Below are 17,702 nucleotides of genomic sequence, written 5' to 3'. Positions count from 1 at the left end.
TTAAGTTAGGCCACCTGACCTAACGGGTTAATCTTATCATAGTACATTGCTTCAAACTCAAAAGGCGATACATAACCCAGTGCACTGTGTACACGCTTTTTATTGAACCAATCTACCCAGTTTAGTGTCGCAAGTTGTACATCTGCTAAACCTTGCCAATCTGCTTTTAAATATTCAATCACTTCTGTTTTGTATAAGCCATTCACCGTTTCAGCCAAAGCATTATCGTATGAATCACCTGTCGTACCGACTGATGCTCGTAAATTTGCTGCTTCTAAACGATTGGTATAGCGAATAGAAAGATATTGAACACCTCTATCTGAATGATGAATCACATTCTTTGGCATGCCTCGATCGTGCAATGCTTGCTCAAGTGCATCGAGTACCATATCTGTATTCATCCGTGTAGATACTTTCCATCCAACAATTGCTCGTGAGAACACATCAATAATAAAGGCGGTATAGACCCAGCCTGAATTTGTTTGAATATAGGGGTGAGTAGACCAAGGGAATTTCACCCTTAGCCCCTCGCAGAACCGGACGTGAACCTCTCAGCTCATCCGGCTCCCATTATCCAACCGATGGTAAACATCCCATTTTCCAGTGCACAAAGGCATTTGGAAAATCACGCGCAAGTCGCCCTAAGGCATATCTAGCCCGTCTTTTATGACGGGCCAAGTTTTTATACTTACGCCTCATCCAGCGTATAAGATAAGCATTCATGTGTTGCCAGATCGCTGACATTGCTGAACCATGGAATCGACCATAGTATTGCTGCCAACCTTGAAGAATTGGATTGAATATTGCAGATAAATCACTTAATTCGCGATTACACATCAGATGTAGATGCCATTTCCGAATAGTCTGTCGCATTGTTTTAAGTGCATCACGACTGACTGCAGGAGAGAAATTTACATAAACTCTTTTATACTTGTCCACAGCCTTACGGGGCCTAAACGTGTACCCGAGAAAAGTAAATTGAACATCGGGATATGCTTTACGACGATTAATATCTTGGCAATAAACAATCTTTGTCTTGTCTGGATGCAATTCGAGTCCACATTCACGAAATCGTGCATCGATCTTTTGTAAAACAAGTTTGGCTTGAGATAAACTCCGACAATGAATTACGCCATCATCTGCATAACGGCAGAACCGTACACTTTGAAGATGTTTCGTAATCCACATATCAAAAGCATAATGCATAAATAAATTCGCCAATAAAGGACTCACAACACCACCTTGTGGTGTGCCGCGATTCCTTTCTAAAAGATGGCCATTTATGTGTTGCATTGGTGCTTTTAACCAACGTTGCACATATAAAAGAATCCATGGAATTTCACAGTGTTTCTTGAGTGCACGCATGAGTAAATCATGGTCGATGTTATCAAAGAGACCTTTGATATCAAATTCCACAACCCAGTCATAATCCCAACTTCGTCTCCTCACTATCGCAATTGCATCATGGGCAGAACGCCCCGGACGATATCCATATGAGTTTGGATGAAATAATGGATCAATTTTCGGCTCTAATAAGAGCTTAACTGCTGTTTGCGCGACTCGATCTGCAACTGTTGGAATACCTAGTATACGCACGCCACCTGACTTCTTTGGAATCGGAACAGCCTTAACTGGCGGTGGAAAATAACTGCCAGAACAAAGTCGATTCCATAGTTTGTATAGGTTGTTCTTTAAATGCTTTTCGAATTGCTCAATAGATTCATGATCAACGCCTGGAGCGCCACCATTCTCTTTGACTTTCTTAAATGCCTCCCAGATTAACGCTTTAGGAATGTTAAATGGTTTGGTCATAAAGTTTTGCTCCTCCTGCTTGCACAGTTGACAAATCCGTAGACCTGGATAATGCAACCCCTTCGCTCCATTACCATTACAGTAACTTCAACACTACTACGAGTTGCTCCGCCCCTTGGTGACGCATTGCTATTATCAGCCTTGCCTTTTGAGCTTGTGCCTTTCGCTTGACATCGCCACCGAAGGTTCCCGCAGTTCAACGTAAGAGCCTGAATTAGGATCGCGCTGCCTCTACGCCGGACACCGAATGGCCCGTAAGCAGGTAACGGCCAAACTAATCGCGGGGTAACTTCCATCCCCGGTTTTGATGTCATTTGAGTACTTTCGACACTTGAACGGCAGTTCACTGTTGTTCGCCTTCCTAATTCTTACCTGACATCTCTACGATGCCTTTTCCATAACGCTCACGACCGGGACTTTTGATCCAAGCCGCTTATGGTGGTTTGCTACCTGCTCCTGCAAGCCGATAGCGAGGGGCCATACCCTCATCTCTTACGCCGCTTGCTGCGGCACACTAAAGTCAGCAACCCACAAGTGATTAGGCTGATCAGCTCTAAAATTCCGTTTCACCAAGTCAGGTGCTCGTTTTTGGTCATCTCGGCTACGGGTGGTTTGTTTGTTCTTACCTCGCCAAACACCTTGTATACCTAGCTTTTTCATTAATCGAGCAACAGTACAGCGTGCAATAATATAGCCTTCACGTTTCAGTTTTTGCCAGACTTTACGTACACCATACCGACCTGAACTTTCCTTCCAAATTCGTTTAATCTCCTCAGCATGATGCAAGTCATGTAAATCTCGCTTTGCTCGATGTTCTGGATTTTCGCAGAGATCTAGAGTCCGGTAATAGGTTGAAGCTGCGATCGGTAAAATCCTACAAATCGCATCAACACCATATAAGTCTTTATTGTTATGGATGAAATCCACCATTATTTGTGTGGGCGGTCGAGCTCCGCCTGGGCGAAAAAAGCGGCTGCTTTACGTAGAATTTCATTGGCACGCTTTAATTCTTTAATTTCACGTTCCATTTGCTTCATTTTTTCTTGATCAGATATCTGTTGTACTTTAATAGGATTTTGCTGATCTAAATGCTTTTGATGCCAGGCACGAAGTGTTTCAGGAGTACAACCAATCTTAGGCGCAATTGCTGTGATTGCAGCCCAAGTAGAAGGATAATCTTTTTCAGATTCAATCAATAATTGAACCGCTCTTTCTCTGATTTCAGGGGTATATTTTAATTTTGTCATCGGGATAGTCTCTCAGAATATTGACTCTCCGACAAACCCGGTACGGTTCATTAAGTAAATCACCAAGCACCTGTGAATCACTGACATTATTGGTTGTGAGCTGAATAGCGCGTATTTGTAGGGTTTTGGCATCTATACCAATATGTAGTTTACGCCATTGGCGACGATATTCAGCTCCATGTTTCTTGCGTTTCCATTCGCCCTCACCTAGAAACTTCATGCCTGTAGAGTCTACGAGTAGATGCAGCCCATCGCTACTTTTTTGGTAAGCATCCGGCTAACACAGCCTTACCAAGCGATCCTATAAGCCTTAATTTAGTTCCCACCTAAAAACAAGTGGGGACTTAATCCATGAACATGGATATATATTCAGCAACACCTCCTGTTGCTAAAAAACGCAGAACATACAGCAAAGAATTCAAACTCAGTATTGTCAATGCCTGCAAAAATCCTAATACCTCGATCGCTTCGGTCGCACTGCAACATAGTATTAATGCCAACCTTGTCAGTCGTTGGATCAGGATCTTCAGCCATCATGAGGGTGCCGTGCAGGATCCTACTCATGTGAATCCAGCATTTATTGCTTTGCCTTACACTGCTGCAATCAGCCAACCTATTGATGAGAGGATCACGTTGTGTATCACCGTGCCTCATACGAATAATGATATTCAGCTAAAATGGCAGACATCAGAAATACCTGCCTTGGCAGAATTACTCAAGGCACTGGCAACATGATCCGCATTGATGAAATCTGGCTCTCCACCCAACCTCTGGATATGCGAGCAGGGATGGATACGGTCATGGCGCAGATTATGAAAGCCTTTGGCTCAATCAAACCGCATTGCGCCTACCTGTTCTGTAATAAACGTGGCCATCGTATGAAAGTGCTGGTACATGATGGACTGGGCATCTGGCTGTGTGCCAGGCGTTTGGAACAGGGAAAATTCCACTGGGCTAAAGTTCACCAAGGTGAAAGCGTGGCCCTCAGCCCGGAACAGTTACAGGCACTGATCCAAGGTTTGCCCTGGCAGCGCATTGGACGACAGCAGGTGGTGACGATGCTTTAAACCAGGCTGTTCCATTCTGCTATTCTCCAAACGTTCTATTTCATTCTTCTCATGACCTCAGGCATACTGCGGTCATGAATACGCTGCCTGACTTAAGCCAACTGACCCATGAACAACTGCTGGAATTCACCAGGCAGTTGGCGCTGCAGCATCAGTCTCTAGCACAATCAAACCAGCAATTAGATGCCAGAGTTCAACATCTTGAAGTCACCAATCAGCAATTAGATTCTAAAGTTCAACATCTTTCTATTCTCAATCAAAAATACGAGCATGAACTCGCACTATTTAAACAGCACAAATTCGGCAGTAAAAACGAACATCTCACTGCAAAACAAATCCATCTTTGGGATGAAGCGGTCGAAGAAGATATTGCAGCCGTTGATCTGGAACTGGAACGGCTGAATGCAGATAAAACCGATGCAGCGACACACAAAGCCAAAGCAAATAAACCTAAACGTCGACTGCTGCCCGATCATCTACACACCATCCGTATTGAGCATGAACCTGCATCAACCCAATGCAGTTGTGGCTGCCAGTTACGTCGTATCGGCGAAGATATCAGTGAAAAACTGCATTTCAGACCGGCACAGTTCTACAAGGAACAGCATGTCCGTGGCAAATGGGTCTGTGATCAGTGTGACACCCTGACTCAGCAAGCGATGCCTGCCTATGTGATTGATAAAGGCATTGCTTCACCTGAACTGCTCAGCCATGTGCTGGTATCGAAGTATGCCGATCATTTACCGCTGTACCGTCAGCGTCTGATCTATCAGCGGGCGGGAATCGAGCTTTCTAGATCAACGTTATCTGACTGGATAGGTCGCTGCGGTGTAGAACTGGAGCCTCTGGCCAATGCCTTAAAAGAGGTGGTACTACAACAGCAGGTGCTGCATGCAGATGAAACACCGGTCACCATCATGCGGATGGGTGAGAATGATAAAAAACCGAAGAAAGGTTATGTCTGGGCCTATGCCACTACACAGTACAATCCAGTTCAGGCGGTGATCTATGACTTTCAGGATAGTCGTTCAGGCCAGCATGCTGCAGAGTTCTTGAAAGGCTGGCAGGGTTATCTAGTCTGTGATGATTACAGTGGTTATAAAGCACGCTTTAAATCAGGCCAGGTCATTGAGGTGGGCTGCATGGCCCATGCACGTCGTAAATTCCATGAACTGCATGTAACTGGGAAAAGTCAGGTCGCTGAACAGGCATTAGTGCTGATTCAGAAACTGTATGCGATAGAAGCAGAGCTCAGGAAAAAGACCGATGGTACAGCGGAAGACCGCCGCGAATACCGACAACAGCATAGTCAACCAGTGATGCAACAACTATATGAATGGCTCAACCAACATCATCTGACGGTGCCATCGAGTTCTCCCACCGCCAAGGCCATCAATTACACTCTGAAGCGTTGGCCAGCTTTAAGCCGCTATTTGGATGATGGCAATCTACCGATTTGCAATAATTGGGTAGAGAATCAAATGCGACCTTGGGCCTTAGGGCGCAAGAACTGGCTGTTTGCTGGCTCGCTGCGCAGCGGCCAGCGAGCGGCGAATATCATGACTTTAATCCAGTCAGCAAAGCTGAATGGCTTGGATCCGTATGCCTATTTAAGTGATGTGCTGAAAAGGCTGCCGACACATAAAGTGACCCAGATTGAAGAGTTACTGCCACACTGCTGGAAACCTAAATCGAATTAAAAATTGGTATGGGATTCAGCGGACGCTTACCTTTTTTGGTAGCTGATTGCAATATCAATATGCTTTTGTCTTCTACAAAGCGTACTGTAATCTGGTGCGGTCCAATTTAATCCGCAAAGTTTAATCAGACTTTGCACAAAGCCAGTGACCATACGTAAAGATAGACGGAATAAGGATTTAATCATTAAGCAGCATTGGATAGCTGCGTCGGAGTAGGTTTGATTTCGCCCTTGTTTGCCTTTTGATGGAGCATACCATTGCGTAGCAGGATCAAACCAAAGGGCAATATTTCCGCGACTCATGAGTGCTCGGTTATATGCGGGCCAATTGGTTGTGCGGTAGATTTTGTGTGTAGGCTTCTTCATTTGAAACTTATATCGCTGAAAAAGCCTTTACAGATAGGTTTGTGCAACAAAGCCAGTCTGAACTAATACAACTAAATAATAACTTGCTAACACATAGTGGTAGCCCGTCCAAAATATAAAAAATTGGTACGGGACTCATCGATAACATATATTCTAAAATATTTTTAATGATTATTTATTGATTTTCAATATTATGAAATCAAAACATCATCTATTAACTTACTTGATTTTTGAGCAATAGCTAATGGCTTAAGAATATCAAATACTTCTTTCAAATGATTACTTAAATTTATTTCATTAATCCATAATAAAGGAAGTATTAAAACTAAACCTTGGTCATTAACTTCAAATCGTGAATTATCTGGCAAATCCTTTTGTAATTCAATTATATTTAGAGCAAGTTGCCCCTTAAATTTAGTCATACCTTTAGGTGAATTACGATCAATTATTCTTAATAAAAGTTTTTCTTCCTTTTCATATATTAAGTCCAAACTAAAACCAGCTATTGGTTTAATACCCTTTATACTGAAGATTATCTTAAACTGATCTTCAGAGACAGTTTTCAACCATCCATGTTTTAAAATATTAAATTGTTTATCTTGATTAGTATTTTTAATTTCTATCTTATCAGAAAGATAATTATCACAACTTGTCTCGTCCAAATTATAGACATAGGAAATAATATCTTGAAGTAACTCTCGATTTTCACCTACTAACATTCTATCGTCAGCACTTAAATAACTATATCCCAATCTTGCTTTCAAAAATTTTAGTGCAAGTTTATATACATTATCACCTATTACAAAATTAGAATTATTTTTAATACTTTCAAGTTGAAATATTTCTGGATTAAGTAGAACTAGAGTCATAGCCCTCAATGTAATATTACCATTATCATCAAAAACTATATTAACATTATCTCCATTAATAATTTTCTTAACAGTCAAAACCCATGCCTGAAATTCACTACTTGTTTTAATATTTTCACTTATTTTATTTTCAAAATCAGAAACAATATTAATAGGATTCCATCCTTCTGTTAAATTATATTCTGAACATATTTTAAAAAAATCTATCTGAATTTCTTTTTCTATACTTTTATTTAAATCAGAATCAAATAATAAATTTATTATTTCATTTAATTTTATTGGACTTTTCAATAATCCAAAAAAATATTGCAAATTAGTATTGTTTTTTAATTTTTCATAAATTAATCCAATAACAGAATCTCTTAGTGCCATTTTCCTAGTGAAAAGACTTTTATTAATTTTTGAAGGATATATAATATCGACTTTTGTATTAATATCATTTCCACCTAAAGCAAGAATATAACAATCAAGAGAATTTACATCATAATTTTCATAACTTCTTTCTAAAAATAAATCTAAATTTTCTTGGTTAGAAAAGTAAACTTTTTTGATATTTGAAAATGAAATATATTCATCATTATCTTCAGTATTCACTTCTAAAATAAGATTTTCATTCGCTACTGATTCTTGAGAAAATAAGCTTTTTGCTATTTCTTTATCAAATACTTTTTTCTGATTAACTTCACAACACATAAATGTCGGTAATACTTCATATGGCAATGCATAACGAACGAAATTTTTTTTGGGTACTAGAATGTATGAAGAAGAATTTAAGAGTGGTTCCATTAAGCTAGCTCTCTATATTCAATTAGTTGCGAATCTTGTGAAGGAAAATGATTTAATATCTCAGGAGAACCGGTCTCTCCTTTATCACACATAAACACTAGTTCTGATCGGGCTCTAGAACAAATCACATACATATTCATTTTAAAAGTTGTCAAATTGGAATCATCAACTTTTATCTTTTGTAATTGTGGCACGAATACCATGTCAAATTCTAAACCCTTACAGCTTTTTCGATTTAGAATGCTAACAATACCTTGCTTATCAAATACAAGATTTCTACTCAGTTGAGGATCTCTGCTGGTATAAGTTTGTACACTATAGTTTGTCAGCTGGGAAGTTAGACCTTCAAAAAATAATTTCCTATCAGATTCATTATCAACAATAATTCCGACCTCCAGAGCACCTCTGAACTTTAGAGTATTACAAATATATTTAATTTGTTCTTCAACATTTATATTTTTCAAGAGTAAGGGATTAACTCCAATTTTATTAGGAAGATCTGGTATCCCAGTTTCTAATCCTACATAAAAATATCCAGCTAGCTTAGCGATCGCTGTAGTATTTCTGAAATTTTTATTTAATACAAACTGTCGCTCTGGCTTGTTGGCAATGCGTAGAGCTTGTCTTATATCTTGAAGGCTGGAATGATGTTCTTCTTCTAAACGCTGATTTTCATCTGCTAAAACTGTAATCCCGCCCTTTTCTAATTGTCTACTGGCCATATGCAAAAATGAGTAGAAACCTGCTTCAAAGTCTTGGCCTTCATCAATAATAATATGCCCCCAGTCAATCATTTTATCTTCTTCTAGCTCAACATAGATATCCTTCATTTGTCCCCAATCAAACTTCCATTCATCTAATTTTAGAGGATCATACGATTTACACCACTGTTCATAGCTATCTGGTGAGGACTCATACTTTGTCTTGTCTACATACCACATTCCTGGCTTTTTATTAGTCAAAGGATGAGTACTTTGCCATTTGCCTCCAAGGTGTTTGATATTTTCCTTCGCTTCATAAGGACAATTTAAATACACCTTATTATCTTTAATAATTGGAAAGATAAATGAATGATTTTGAATTTTGTGCTTATTCCACCACTCTGGAAACCAAGTATGCATAGTATTGGTTGCAACTAAATCTCCAAGATCTTCAGCTACATTTTCGGTATAGCGTTTTAATACTCTATTAAACATTAATACCGTTACATCTATTTTCTTCTTAGCTATAAGCTGTGCACGTAAAAAAGCAATAACGGTCTTGCCTGTTCCTGGAGGTCCAGAAACTAATATACAGCCTTCTAGAGGGGCTTCTTCAAATATGTCTTGTTGTTCTTCACTTATTTCACGGGCATTAGGCATTCTCATTTTAGTCTAACTCTCTAGCTTTCATCAGAATCTGACTGAAAAATCCTTTCTCTTCTTCATCTATTAATATTTTCCTATCTAACAGTAAGTTATTGTGTTCACAACTTGTTTCCGAAACTAATGTACATGAATGACACGCAGCCTTATTGAGACTCATCACTCCTTGAGCTTCCATTTCACTACATATCGGGTCATTTGAGCACCAATGAGAGTTTTCTAATGTGGCTAATATTAATGGCAATAAGGTTTTTAATTTACCTTGTTGCACTAGTCCGCCTAGACTTCCCTCTGAATCACCATCTGCAGTGTAAATTAAAAGCCCTGCTTGCCCCTCATCAGCATAAATACGTTCTCTTAAAGAGCCGCTCGAATATCCACTTTCAAAACTAAGTTGTCTAATGAGTAAATGAGAAAATGTATGCAGGACTAAAAACTTAGCAGTAGGGATAGGTAAATAATTAGACGAGGCGTTAGCGTGACGATTCAGGAAGTCCTCGATTCTTTTTTTCATTTCTATAGAAAGATTAGACTCCCAATCATCAAGGTATGTTTGATCAAACTGTAAGAAAATACCTTCCCCATAAACTTCTGTAGCAGGTAACCAAGAGGAAGATTGTTGAGCGGATTCTGGTTTAACAATATTGTCACTAGGTGAAATTCTTTCAAATCCACAAAATGCTCTTACTTCACGTAATTTATGTAGTAGTACTACTTTATCTATAATTTTTTCAAACCCAAAAGTAATAGGAGTATTCCACTCTAATATTTCAGCTTTAAAAGTTTTAGATTTTTTTTGCTCAATATTTGTTGAAGATAATATATCCCACTCTGCTATTCGAAGATCCTTATCTTGAGGTATTTTAAATGTCCTCTGCTCCTTTTCTTGACTAGTAGCTGCACGAATAACCTCTTGTTCAGTTAACCCAAACTCTTCTGCAATCCATTCAGCAAATTTTTGTATTTTTCTATCACTGTTTTGATCTATCGCACGCAATAAATCTTCAAAATCTTGTGACTTTTTTATTAAATCGTATGTAGGGTTACCCACACTTACTTCATCGTATGGAATATCCAGCGCGGATCTGATTATGGAGTAATAGAGGTTACTAGCACCACGTTGCAGCACCTTTAATTCCTCAGAGCACTCTTTGTTATCATATTCCCAAGGCTGATTTCCATAACACTTAATTCCAGCTAAAGCTCCTTTGCTCATTAGATTTTTTAGATCATTTTTAGCACCACAGTTAGGGTTTGTGCACTCAATATAAAGAGCATCCAATCCACTTCCTTTTTCTGGAGATGATTTAAAATATAACTCTGGGCTTGAACAACTTTCTTTACTATTTCTATGAGCCCAAATGTTCCAAGGAACATCACGTAAATGTCCATGTTCACAAGCTGCAACGAACCGCATAGGAACTAATACTTTGTCTTTGCATTTTTCATTCGAACAGACAGGAACCCCATCGTAGTTTGTCTTCCCTATATCTTTTCGCCATAGCTCTAATTTTCTACAACGTGGACAGAACATCCATTTAGGAAATCTTACAGCCATTAAAGAATTATCTTTTGTAAGTTTCTCAGATATACCTTTAATTACAGGTGGTTTCTTTAAAGCCCAAACACCTGCCTCTTTGGTTAATCTATCGAGCTTAATTTCTTCTAATTTTTTCGGCCATAACTGTGGATCCACTAAAATTAGTGACTCCTCTCCTAGCTCAATAATACAACCAGGACCAAATGGACTAATTAACTGGGAACTACGATATGCTCTATTATTTGATGACATTATTCCAACTCACCACGAATATATAATTTTGTTTCTGTATCAACGTTACGCATAGAATTCAAAGTTTTCCACGCTTCACTATGAGAATTTTTTTCAAAGGGTTGAATCAATGGCTGAAATTGCTTGCCTGCGCGCTGTGTTTCATAATGGGTTAACTTATTTTCTGTCGCATTTACACGAATTTCCCAAGTATCAATCAACTCTTGCAAATAGTCTTTAACTTCTTGCTGATCCCACTCTGATAATCCTTGCATAGCTAATACAATTCTTTTTTCAAATACTTGTCGTATTCTCTTAAATTGTTCTTGGCTTGGATCAAAGAATTTTGCACTTTCATTTTTTCTAAGATAACCATTTACTCTGACTACAGCGATTAAGGCAGCATGTAAAGCTCGTTCAAGTGCTGGTTTAGCCCATGGCGTCACACTTGTTGGTTCTACATAACGATATAGGGCCTGATGATAACTCTTAAAAGTTTCGTAATGAGACCGGTCACGTGGTTTCGTTGCAGAGTAAAGTGTGATTACTACCCCTGGTGGTCGTTTTTTATCACGCCCTACACGACTTGAGGCTTGTATATATTCAGCTGTAGCCTTAGGCTGTCCTGCTACAATCATGATACCTAACCGACCAATATCTACTCCGACAGAGATCATGTTTGTGCATGGCAATACATCTACTGTATTTGGCACTGACTTGTTCAGGTTAGCTAATACTTCTGGAATTTTTGAACCTTTTATACCAGCACTCAGCTCTTCAACCCAGTCAATTCTCCTTGCTTCTTTAGCAATTACCCTAATACGTTCAGGAATATCATCCCGAGCTAAAGTCATAGATTTACCTAGCTCTCTACGGCTATTATGATAAATTGGAAGCGTCCAATAGCTATCTAGAATCTTATCTTGAAAGCCTAAATCATTTGGTGCTTGCAATGTCGCAGCAGCTGTATGGACTAAGGCTGTAGAGGATGTATGACCTGATGGCATAACTCCCACATATAAACGTCCTGGTTTATTTTCTTCCTCTTTAGAAAAGAAAGAATCAGCTTGGTCTGTGCCAGATGGAGGGAAAATATTTACATTACGGCCAAATATACGCCGACACTGTTGCTGAGCTGCTCGAATAGTAGCAGTTGCTGCTATTACTTTAGGAGGCTGTCCACGTAATTCTATAATTGAATCAAAACCAGCTTCATATATACCAGCAATAGTGCCTAAAGGACCAGATATGAGATGTAGTTCATCCTGAATAATTAAAGAGGGAGGCAAAGTCTTTTCATTACCAAAAAAAACATAAGCATTCTCTTTCCATGTTAATCGCGCAAATTTATCAACTGTTCCAATCAATAAAGAAGGAGGTTTTTTATAAAGCGCTTCATCAACTACTTGGATTGGTAATAACTCATGAAACTCACAATCTAAACTCGGACAGAAAAAATAAAAATTATCGAATTCATTACATTTAATCCCATAAGCCGAACTTTCCTCTTCATGTGTTTTTGGCATGATTTCTGTACCACACCAAGGACAAGATTGTAGCTGAAAAATATTTTGTGGTTCTTGATCCTGACGTGCAATACTAAATTTTTCATACGCTGTTTTATAATCATTCGGTGTACTATCTTGACCTGCCCATAACCCTAATGAAAATGTTTCGTTACCTAAACGCTTATCTTCTTGTCTTAAAGTTTCGAGAGCGCAAATTAACGTTCCTGCACGCTGAAATTGCTGGGAAGTTAACAATCGAAGAGTGTATCTTTTAATTACTGCAGTACCCCCTCCTTTTTTCCCTGCTGTAAGGCGACGGTAGATCATTTCCCAAGCTGCAATAGCTAGATAAGCTTCTGTCTTTCCGCCACCAGTAGGAAACCATAACAAATCCACATCAGCATGGGAGTCTGAAAACTTATTAGTATCAGGATCTGGAATCATAGACTCCAAAACCAAAAGCTGAAAAGCCAACTGAAAAGGGCGCCATTTATAATTTTTTCTTATGTCTTCATTATCATATTCAGGTTTTACATACCCCCAATTTCTTCCCTTAGATTGACCTGCATAGCTTTTACTTGTATGAATCATTTGCATTAGCATGGCTTTATTAGCTAATCGAAATGCCGTAAATGCATCTTCTGATCTTCTTAATAAAGCAATACCTTTTTGCATACGTTGCGAGGCGATCTTTAATCGATTTATAACTCTAACTTTTGCAGCACTATAACGCTCAGGTAGATTTTCACTGTCAAGTTCATCTATCCAACAATCATATGCACTAATTAATTTTTCATAATCACCTAGCAAGTCTTCTTGAGGCGTTCCTTCATCTGCAATTCTTGAAATGCTAAGAATTTCATCATTAAGACTTGAATACCTGCACGTATCCAATTCAGTACTGAAATCTTTAACCTCATGAAAAGGCATAACTTCAGTTTTAATTAGGAAAGGAACTTTATATTCACCTAATTCCCAATCCACAGCAACGCCATGGCCTACTGCCCAAGGAACACGTTTACGATAAATCAAATCTAATTCTTTTTGCTCATCATCTAATTTAAATCGATCACTCGTAGGATATTCTTTGATACCGCCCTCAACTACTGTCACTTCAAGACTACATTGATATAGACATTGGGCTGGATTTAACCGGTCACCAGATTTCTCTTGATTTGAAAGGGCAATAGTAACCATTGTACCTTTAGTATATGGTCGAACAGTAACATCAACTCTTGCACTTTCTTCAAATATATTTCTTTTGATGTTTTCTTCAAACTTAATCTCTTCAAGATACTCAAAGGGCTTTCTTTGCCATGCCGTATCTTGATCCTTTTTTTCATACTTAGCCGCGCATATCTTTAACTTTACTTTTGTATGCTTTTGGACAGCAAAAGAAAAAGCCATAGAAGATGGCTTAAAATCATTACTCAAAGCTTCTGTTGTGGAGTCCTCACCTGAACTTTCATCTGTTTCATCAACACAAGCTGCTGGAGGAAAAAGTATACCCATCAAATAACGCTTATGAGGAACATCTGTTATTTTCTCTTCTTCACCATTTGCAGGGCCCATTAACTGAGTTTTCAAATATTCAGCTATTTCTGCTCTCGCCTTATTAAACTCTTCCATTAAATTAAAATACCGTCTAATTCTTATAGCTAACTATATTATTATTTATAATAGACTTATTACAGTGTTCTTATAAGTTTTTACCAAAAATTCAAACTTAAATTGAAACAATAATGCACAAAAAACTTACAATAAGATACACTTCTATTCAAATTAAATCCAACTACGTCACATTATGAATAAAGAACCAAATATTTTTATTAAATTCTGGGATTTTTTGACACTCAAAACCTACCATAAAAATTTATTGACAAGTGGTGGTTCGACTTATCTTACAGTTATTTCATTTATCATGATTCTTGCTGCTTTGTCGGAAGGTTTCGCATGGGGGTTTTTAGGTAGTACTTTTACTCCTAATTCACCTTACGTCGGCTGGACTATCGTAGGTGGATTCGTTTTTCTTCTAATGTGGTTTTTCGACCGATCAATGGCATCTGCTGATCTATTAAAAGATGAACATGAAAAAACCTTGAATGGTTTGCAATTAACAAAAGAACCTTTTTATTCACGGTCGGGTATCAAATCATTCATAGCAAAATATTTTCCATTTGCTATCAGGATTGGAATTGTCTGTTTATCTTTATATATTACTGCACCTTTTTTAACTCAATTAGTTTTTAAAGCAGATATTGATAATAAAATGATGGAGCAATACAAAGACAATATTGCTCTAGCGAAAAAAAATGGACTGGAAAATCGTGATAAGAAAATTGCGGAACTTGAACAGTTAGTCAACAATACTAATGAAAAATTACAGGTAGAAATCAGTGGTAAAAGTGGCACTGGATATGGTCGTGGTTACGTTGCTCAAAGTATTGAAAGGCAATTAGAAACATTACAATCAGATTTAAAATCAACTCGTATAGAAAGAGAAAGTTTTTTAGCCAAATTTGATCAAGCGGTAGATCGTGGCAATGAAGAAGAGTTAAAAAAATATGGGATTACCATTACAAAGGATAGCCCAATATTTAGGCAACAAGCCATTGAAGAATTTGAAAATCAAAAAGCTTTTAATCAAACAAAATATGCTGTAGATGTTTTTTTAATTATTCTCGGAACGATATTAATCTCTGCAAAACTTATGCAACCTCGTACTTTGCAGATGTATTTCTCAAGTCGCTTACAAGAGAAATGGGCGCTATATAAACTCGGAACATTCGATAAATACTTGCCAGAACAGGAACGCAGTGATCTTATTCTACAAACTAATCAGTCTATTCCTGAAGAATTTGAGGAGATCATGGTTCAATATGCTCAAGACCAACGTGAACGGAAAAAACAAGAAATATTAATGATTCAAGAAAAAGAAAGAATTACTCGAGAAAAGCAGCAGAAACAATTGTTAGAGGAAGAGCGTTTACTGGCTAAAGCTAAACAGGAACAAGAACGCCAAGAATTAGTGGAAGCTGAACTAAAAAAAGCACAACAAATTCATTTTGAACGTCTTGCTAAAGAAAAAGCTGAGATTGAAATGCGTGAAAAAGCTCGTGTTTTTTATGAAGGGCAAATTCTAAAAGCATTAAATGAAGTAGAAGAAGCTGAAATAGAATATTTAAACAAATTTTCTAAAAAAATAGATCAACTAGAAATTGATGAGAAAAACTTAATTGAAGAGCTCCATGATATTGAACGTACTTATAAGAACCATGAAGATAATATCGAGGCTCGCAACAAACGAATTAGTATTGCTGAAGCAGATTTATCTGATATGCAAGACCTAGCACGTAAACTTCAGCGCCCAGAAGAAAATCATACCATTGAAAGTCTACGAGCATTTACTACTGCAGAATCTGCGGTCGTTGAGCAAAAGGCCTATATTAAAAACATTAAATCTTCATTACTAACTTTTGAAACAGATCAAAAGTATTTTCAAGAAAGTATGGCTCGTATTCGTGAGCAATTAAGTAAAACTAGGGCTACATTAACTGAGCTCAAGGAACCTTTAGAAATTATTTCTACTTCTCGTTCCAAAATTGAAGCACGAAAAATGGAGCTATTAGGAGCTGAGGGCTTAATTGATACGCCATATGAACCACACCATGATGAAGAGATACCGATGTTGGTAGAGAAACTGAAAAGCCAGCTTTCGACTCAAGTACCGTCGTATATACCTTAAGAATAAATTTATATGATTTGGTTAATTTTTTTCGTGGTGACAATTTTAGGCTATAGCAGTTTTATTTTTATAAGAAAGATAAAAATGCATCGTAGTCGCTGTGAGCATATCCGTGCAAGTTTACATTTACCTACAGAAAATCAGAAAAATGATTATTCAGGTTTTTTTCCAGCAGGCTTAGCTATCGGTGAGTATTTATGGCAAGTTTACAGTATTGATCCAAGCGTAATTAAAGCCGTCGATTTTAGTAGCCAGGAAGAGTTAAATTCAGCATTAGATGTCTCAAACTATTTAATGTTGAATATGTTGGAGAAAGATGAAACTTCTTTATCAGGCTTTAGAAATCGTCTAATCGGTTATATTGGTGAACAAAAAGTGAGTGATCTGTTAGATAGACAAACCCATGAAATTGTCTGGGCTAGCACATCCAATCAAGAAGTCTGGGACTTAAAAATTGACGGCGATCTCGTAAATATCAAAACCATTCTAGATATAGACAGCATTAAAATGACAGCTTTGGCACATCCAGATGTAACTTATTTAGTGCCTGAAGATACCTATCAAAATATTGGAATAGATAATATACAGGTATTAGACGATTTGAGTCATGCCGATATATCACAACAATTTGATTCCACCATAGAACAGGCAAATGGTAATGCTGCCTTAGATTCATTCGACCTACATTTGCCTATTGCAAGCGGAATAGCTGCATTCAATGAAAGACAACGTTTATTAAAAGCTGGTGGAGACGAAAATTCCATAAATAAGAACGTTCTTATCGACTTTTCTTCCAAAACTGTAGGGAGTCTGACCATGGCAAAAGTTGGTGCATCCATCGGGCTTGGTTTAGGGAGTCTTGTGTTTATGCCAGTTATTGGAGGTGTTATAGGAGCAGGAGTCGGCGCATTAATCGGTTCAAAAGTGGGAGGTGGCTTTGGTAAAAAGATCAAAGAGTTAGAATTACAAAAAGAAAAGCTTCGTTTGGAACAAATGCTGGATAAATTTGGTCTTCAATACTTACCGTATATTAAAAAATTAAAACACCAAGCTAGTATACCCTTACAAAAGCAACAGCAAGCCTTTCAACTCATCGAACAGAGATACAGTCAATATCTAACATCACAAAAATGGAAACATTATTTTTTCCCCGATTTAAATTTTATTTTTTATGATGAGCTAAAAAAAATAGGTAAGAACAACTTAGATAAGTCTTCTACCAAATTTCAAAATATCGAAAATACACTTATGGCTATAGAAAATCAGAAAAACTCAAAAGCATTGGCAATCTTAGTCTTAAACAGCATTTATTTACGTGATTTCCTTCATATAGATCTGGTGCAAATTAAAAAAATTTATGACCAGAAACGTAAAATATATATTGAAAGGTACAAATTATATCCTGATCAATTTCCATTGACCCAAGATATCATCAACTACAATAAACTATATAACCAAGGGACCTAAG

10 protein-coding genes, 4 pseudogenes and 1 other annotated feature are annotated in these 17,702 nt (G+C 37.7%); of the genes and pseudogenes, 5 read left to right on the top strand and 9 right to left on the bottom strand.

The window, feature by feature from the left end:
• Positions 1-5: 5 nt before the first annotated feature.
• From E5Y90_RS00690 to E5Y90_RS00675, 4 genes and pseudogenes are all read right to left on the bottom strand, one after another.
• A pseudogene (locus E5Y90_RS00690) lies at positions 6-491 on the bottom strand (IS3 family transposase); the annotation flags it as partial.
• Between the two features lie 79 nt (positions 492-570).
• A complete protein-coding gene (ltrA, locus tag E5Y90_RS00685) occupies positions 571-1,812 on the bottom strand; it encodes a group II intron reverse transcriptase/maturase (protein ID WP_163169929.1) in 1,242 nt (413 codons plus the stop codon).
• 504 nt (positions 1,813-2,316) lie between these two features.
• A pseudogene (locus E5Y90_RS00680) lies at positions 2,317-3,059 on the bottom strand (IS3 family transposase); the annotation flags it as partial.
• Positions 2,668-2,784, bottom strand: a sequence feature (AL1L pseudoknot). Its footprint overlaps the pseudogene before it by 117 nt.
• A gap of 46 nt (positions 3,060-3,105) precedes the next feature.
• Positions 3,106-3,330 (bottom strand): annotated as a pseudogene (locus tag E5Y90_RS00675) (transposase); the annotation flags it as partial.
• 80 nt (positions 3,331-3,410) lie between these two features.
• On the opposite strand from E5Y90_RS00675, the gene E5Y90_RS00670 reads away from it, so the two are divergent.
• The 3 genes from E5Y90_RS00670 to tnpC all read left to right on the top strand — a co-directional run bounded on the left by E5Y90_RS00670 (position 3,411) and on the right by tnpC (position 5,826).
• On the top strand, positions 3,411-3,794 hold the full coding sequence (locus tag E5Y90_RS00670; protein WP_001055589.1) for a transposase: 384 nt from the start codon (positions 3,411-3,413) through the stop codon (positions 3,792-3,794).
• The gene (gene tnpB, locus E5Y90_RS00665; RefSeq protein WP_174659120.1) at positions 3,791-4,126 is read left to right on the top strand and encodes an IS66 family insertion sequence element accessory protein TnpB; all 336 of its coding nucleotides are present in this window, start codon (positions 3,791-3,793) and stop codon (positions 4,124-4,126) included. Before E5Y90_RS00670 ends, tnpB begins: the two co-directional genes overlap by 4 nt.
• 74 nt (positions 4,127-4,200) lie before the next feature.
• Complete coding sequence (gene tnpC, locus E5Y90_RS00660) at positions 4,201-5,826, top strand: IS66 family transposase (protein WP_160255506.1); 1,626 nt, start codon at positions 4,201-4,203, stop codon at positions 5,824-5,826.
• Positions 5,827-5,858: 32 nt separating this feature from the next.
• On the opposite strand, the pseudogene E5Y90_RS00655 reads toward tnpC, so the two are convergent.
• The 5 genes and pseudogenes from E5Y90_RS00655 to E5Y90_RS00635 form a co-directional block, all read right to left on the bottom strand.
• Positions 5,859-6,191, bottom strand: a pseudogene (locus E5Y90_RS00655) (transposase); the annotation flags it as partial.
• A gap of 191 nt (positions 6,192-6,382) precedes the next feature.
• Entirely contained in the window at positions 6,383-7,846 is a 1,464-nt protein-coding gene (locus E5Y90_RS00650) for a hypothetical protein (protein ID WP_174659119.1), read from the bottom strand.
• The gene (locus E5Y90_RS00645) at positions 7,846-9,207 is read right to left on the bottom strand and encodes an AAA family ATPase (RefSeq protein ID WP_217485908.1); all 1,362 of its coding nucleotides are present in this window, start codon (positions 9,205-9,207) and stop codon (positions 7,846-7,848) included. Before E5Y90_RS00645 ends, E5Y90_RS00650 begins: the two co-directional genes overlap by 1 nt.
• Positions 9,208-9,214: 7 nt before the next feature.
• A complete protein-coding gene (drmB, locus tag E5Y90_RS00640) occupies positions 9,215-11,002 on the bottom strand; it encodes a DUF1998 domain-containing protein (RefSeq protein ID WP_174659117.1) in 1,788 nt (595 codons plus the stop codon).
• Positions 11,002-14,118 carry a helicase-related protein gene (locus tag E5Y90_RS00635; RefSeq protein WP_174659116.1) on the bottom strand — a complete coding sequence of 1,039 codons (3,117 nt, stop codon included), beginning with the start codon at positions 14,116-14,118 and terminating at the stop codon, positions 11,002-11,004. Before E5Y90_RS00635 ends, drmB begins: the two co-directional genes overlap by 1 nt.
• A 175-nt stretch (positions 14,119-14,293) precedes the next feature.
• On the opposite strand from E5Y90_RS00635, the gene E5Y90_RS00630 reads away from it, so the two are divergent.
• Complete coding sequence (locus E5Y90_RS00630; protein ID WP_174659115.1) at positions 14,294-16,234, top strand: DUF4407 domain-containing protein; 1,941 nt, start codon at positions 14,294-14,296, stop codon at positions 16,232-16,234.
• A 12-nt stretch (positions 16,235-16,246) separates the two neighbouring features.
• Positions 16,247-17,701 carry an oxidoreductase gene (locus E5Y90_RS00625; protein WP_174659114.1) on the top strand — a complete coding sequence of 485 codons (1,455 nt, stop codon included), beginning with the start codon at positions 16,247-16,249 and terminating at the stop codon, positions 17,699-17,701.
• Position 17,702 lies beyond the last annotated feature (1 nt).

Source organism: Acinetobacter sp. 10FS3-1 (assembly GCF_013343215.1).
GTDB classification, from domain to species: domain Bacteria; phylum Pseudomonadota; class Gammaproteobacteria; order Pseudomonadales; family Moraxellaceae; genus Acinetobacter; species Acinetobacter lwoffii_C.
Note: the sequence above shows the minus strand (reverse complement) of the source record. Positions and strands in the feature narration are given on the sequence as shown.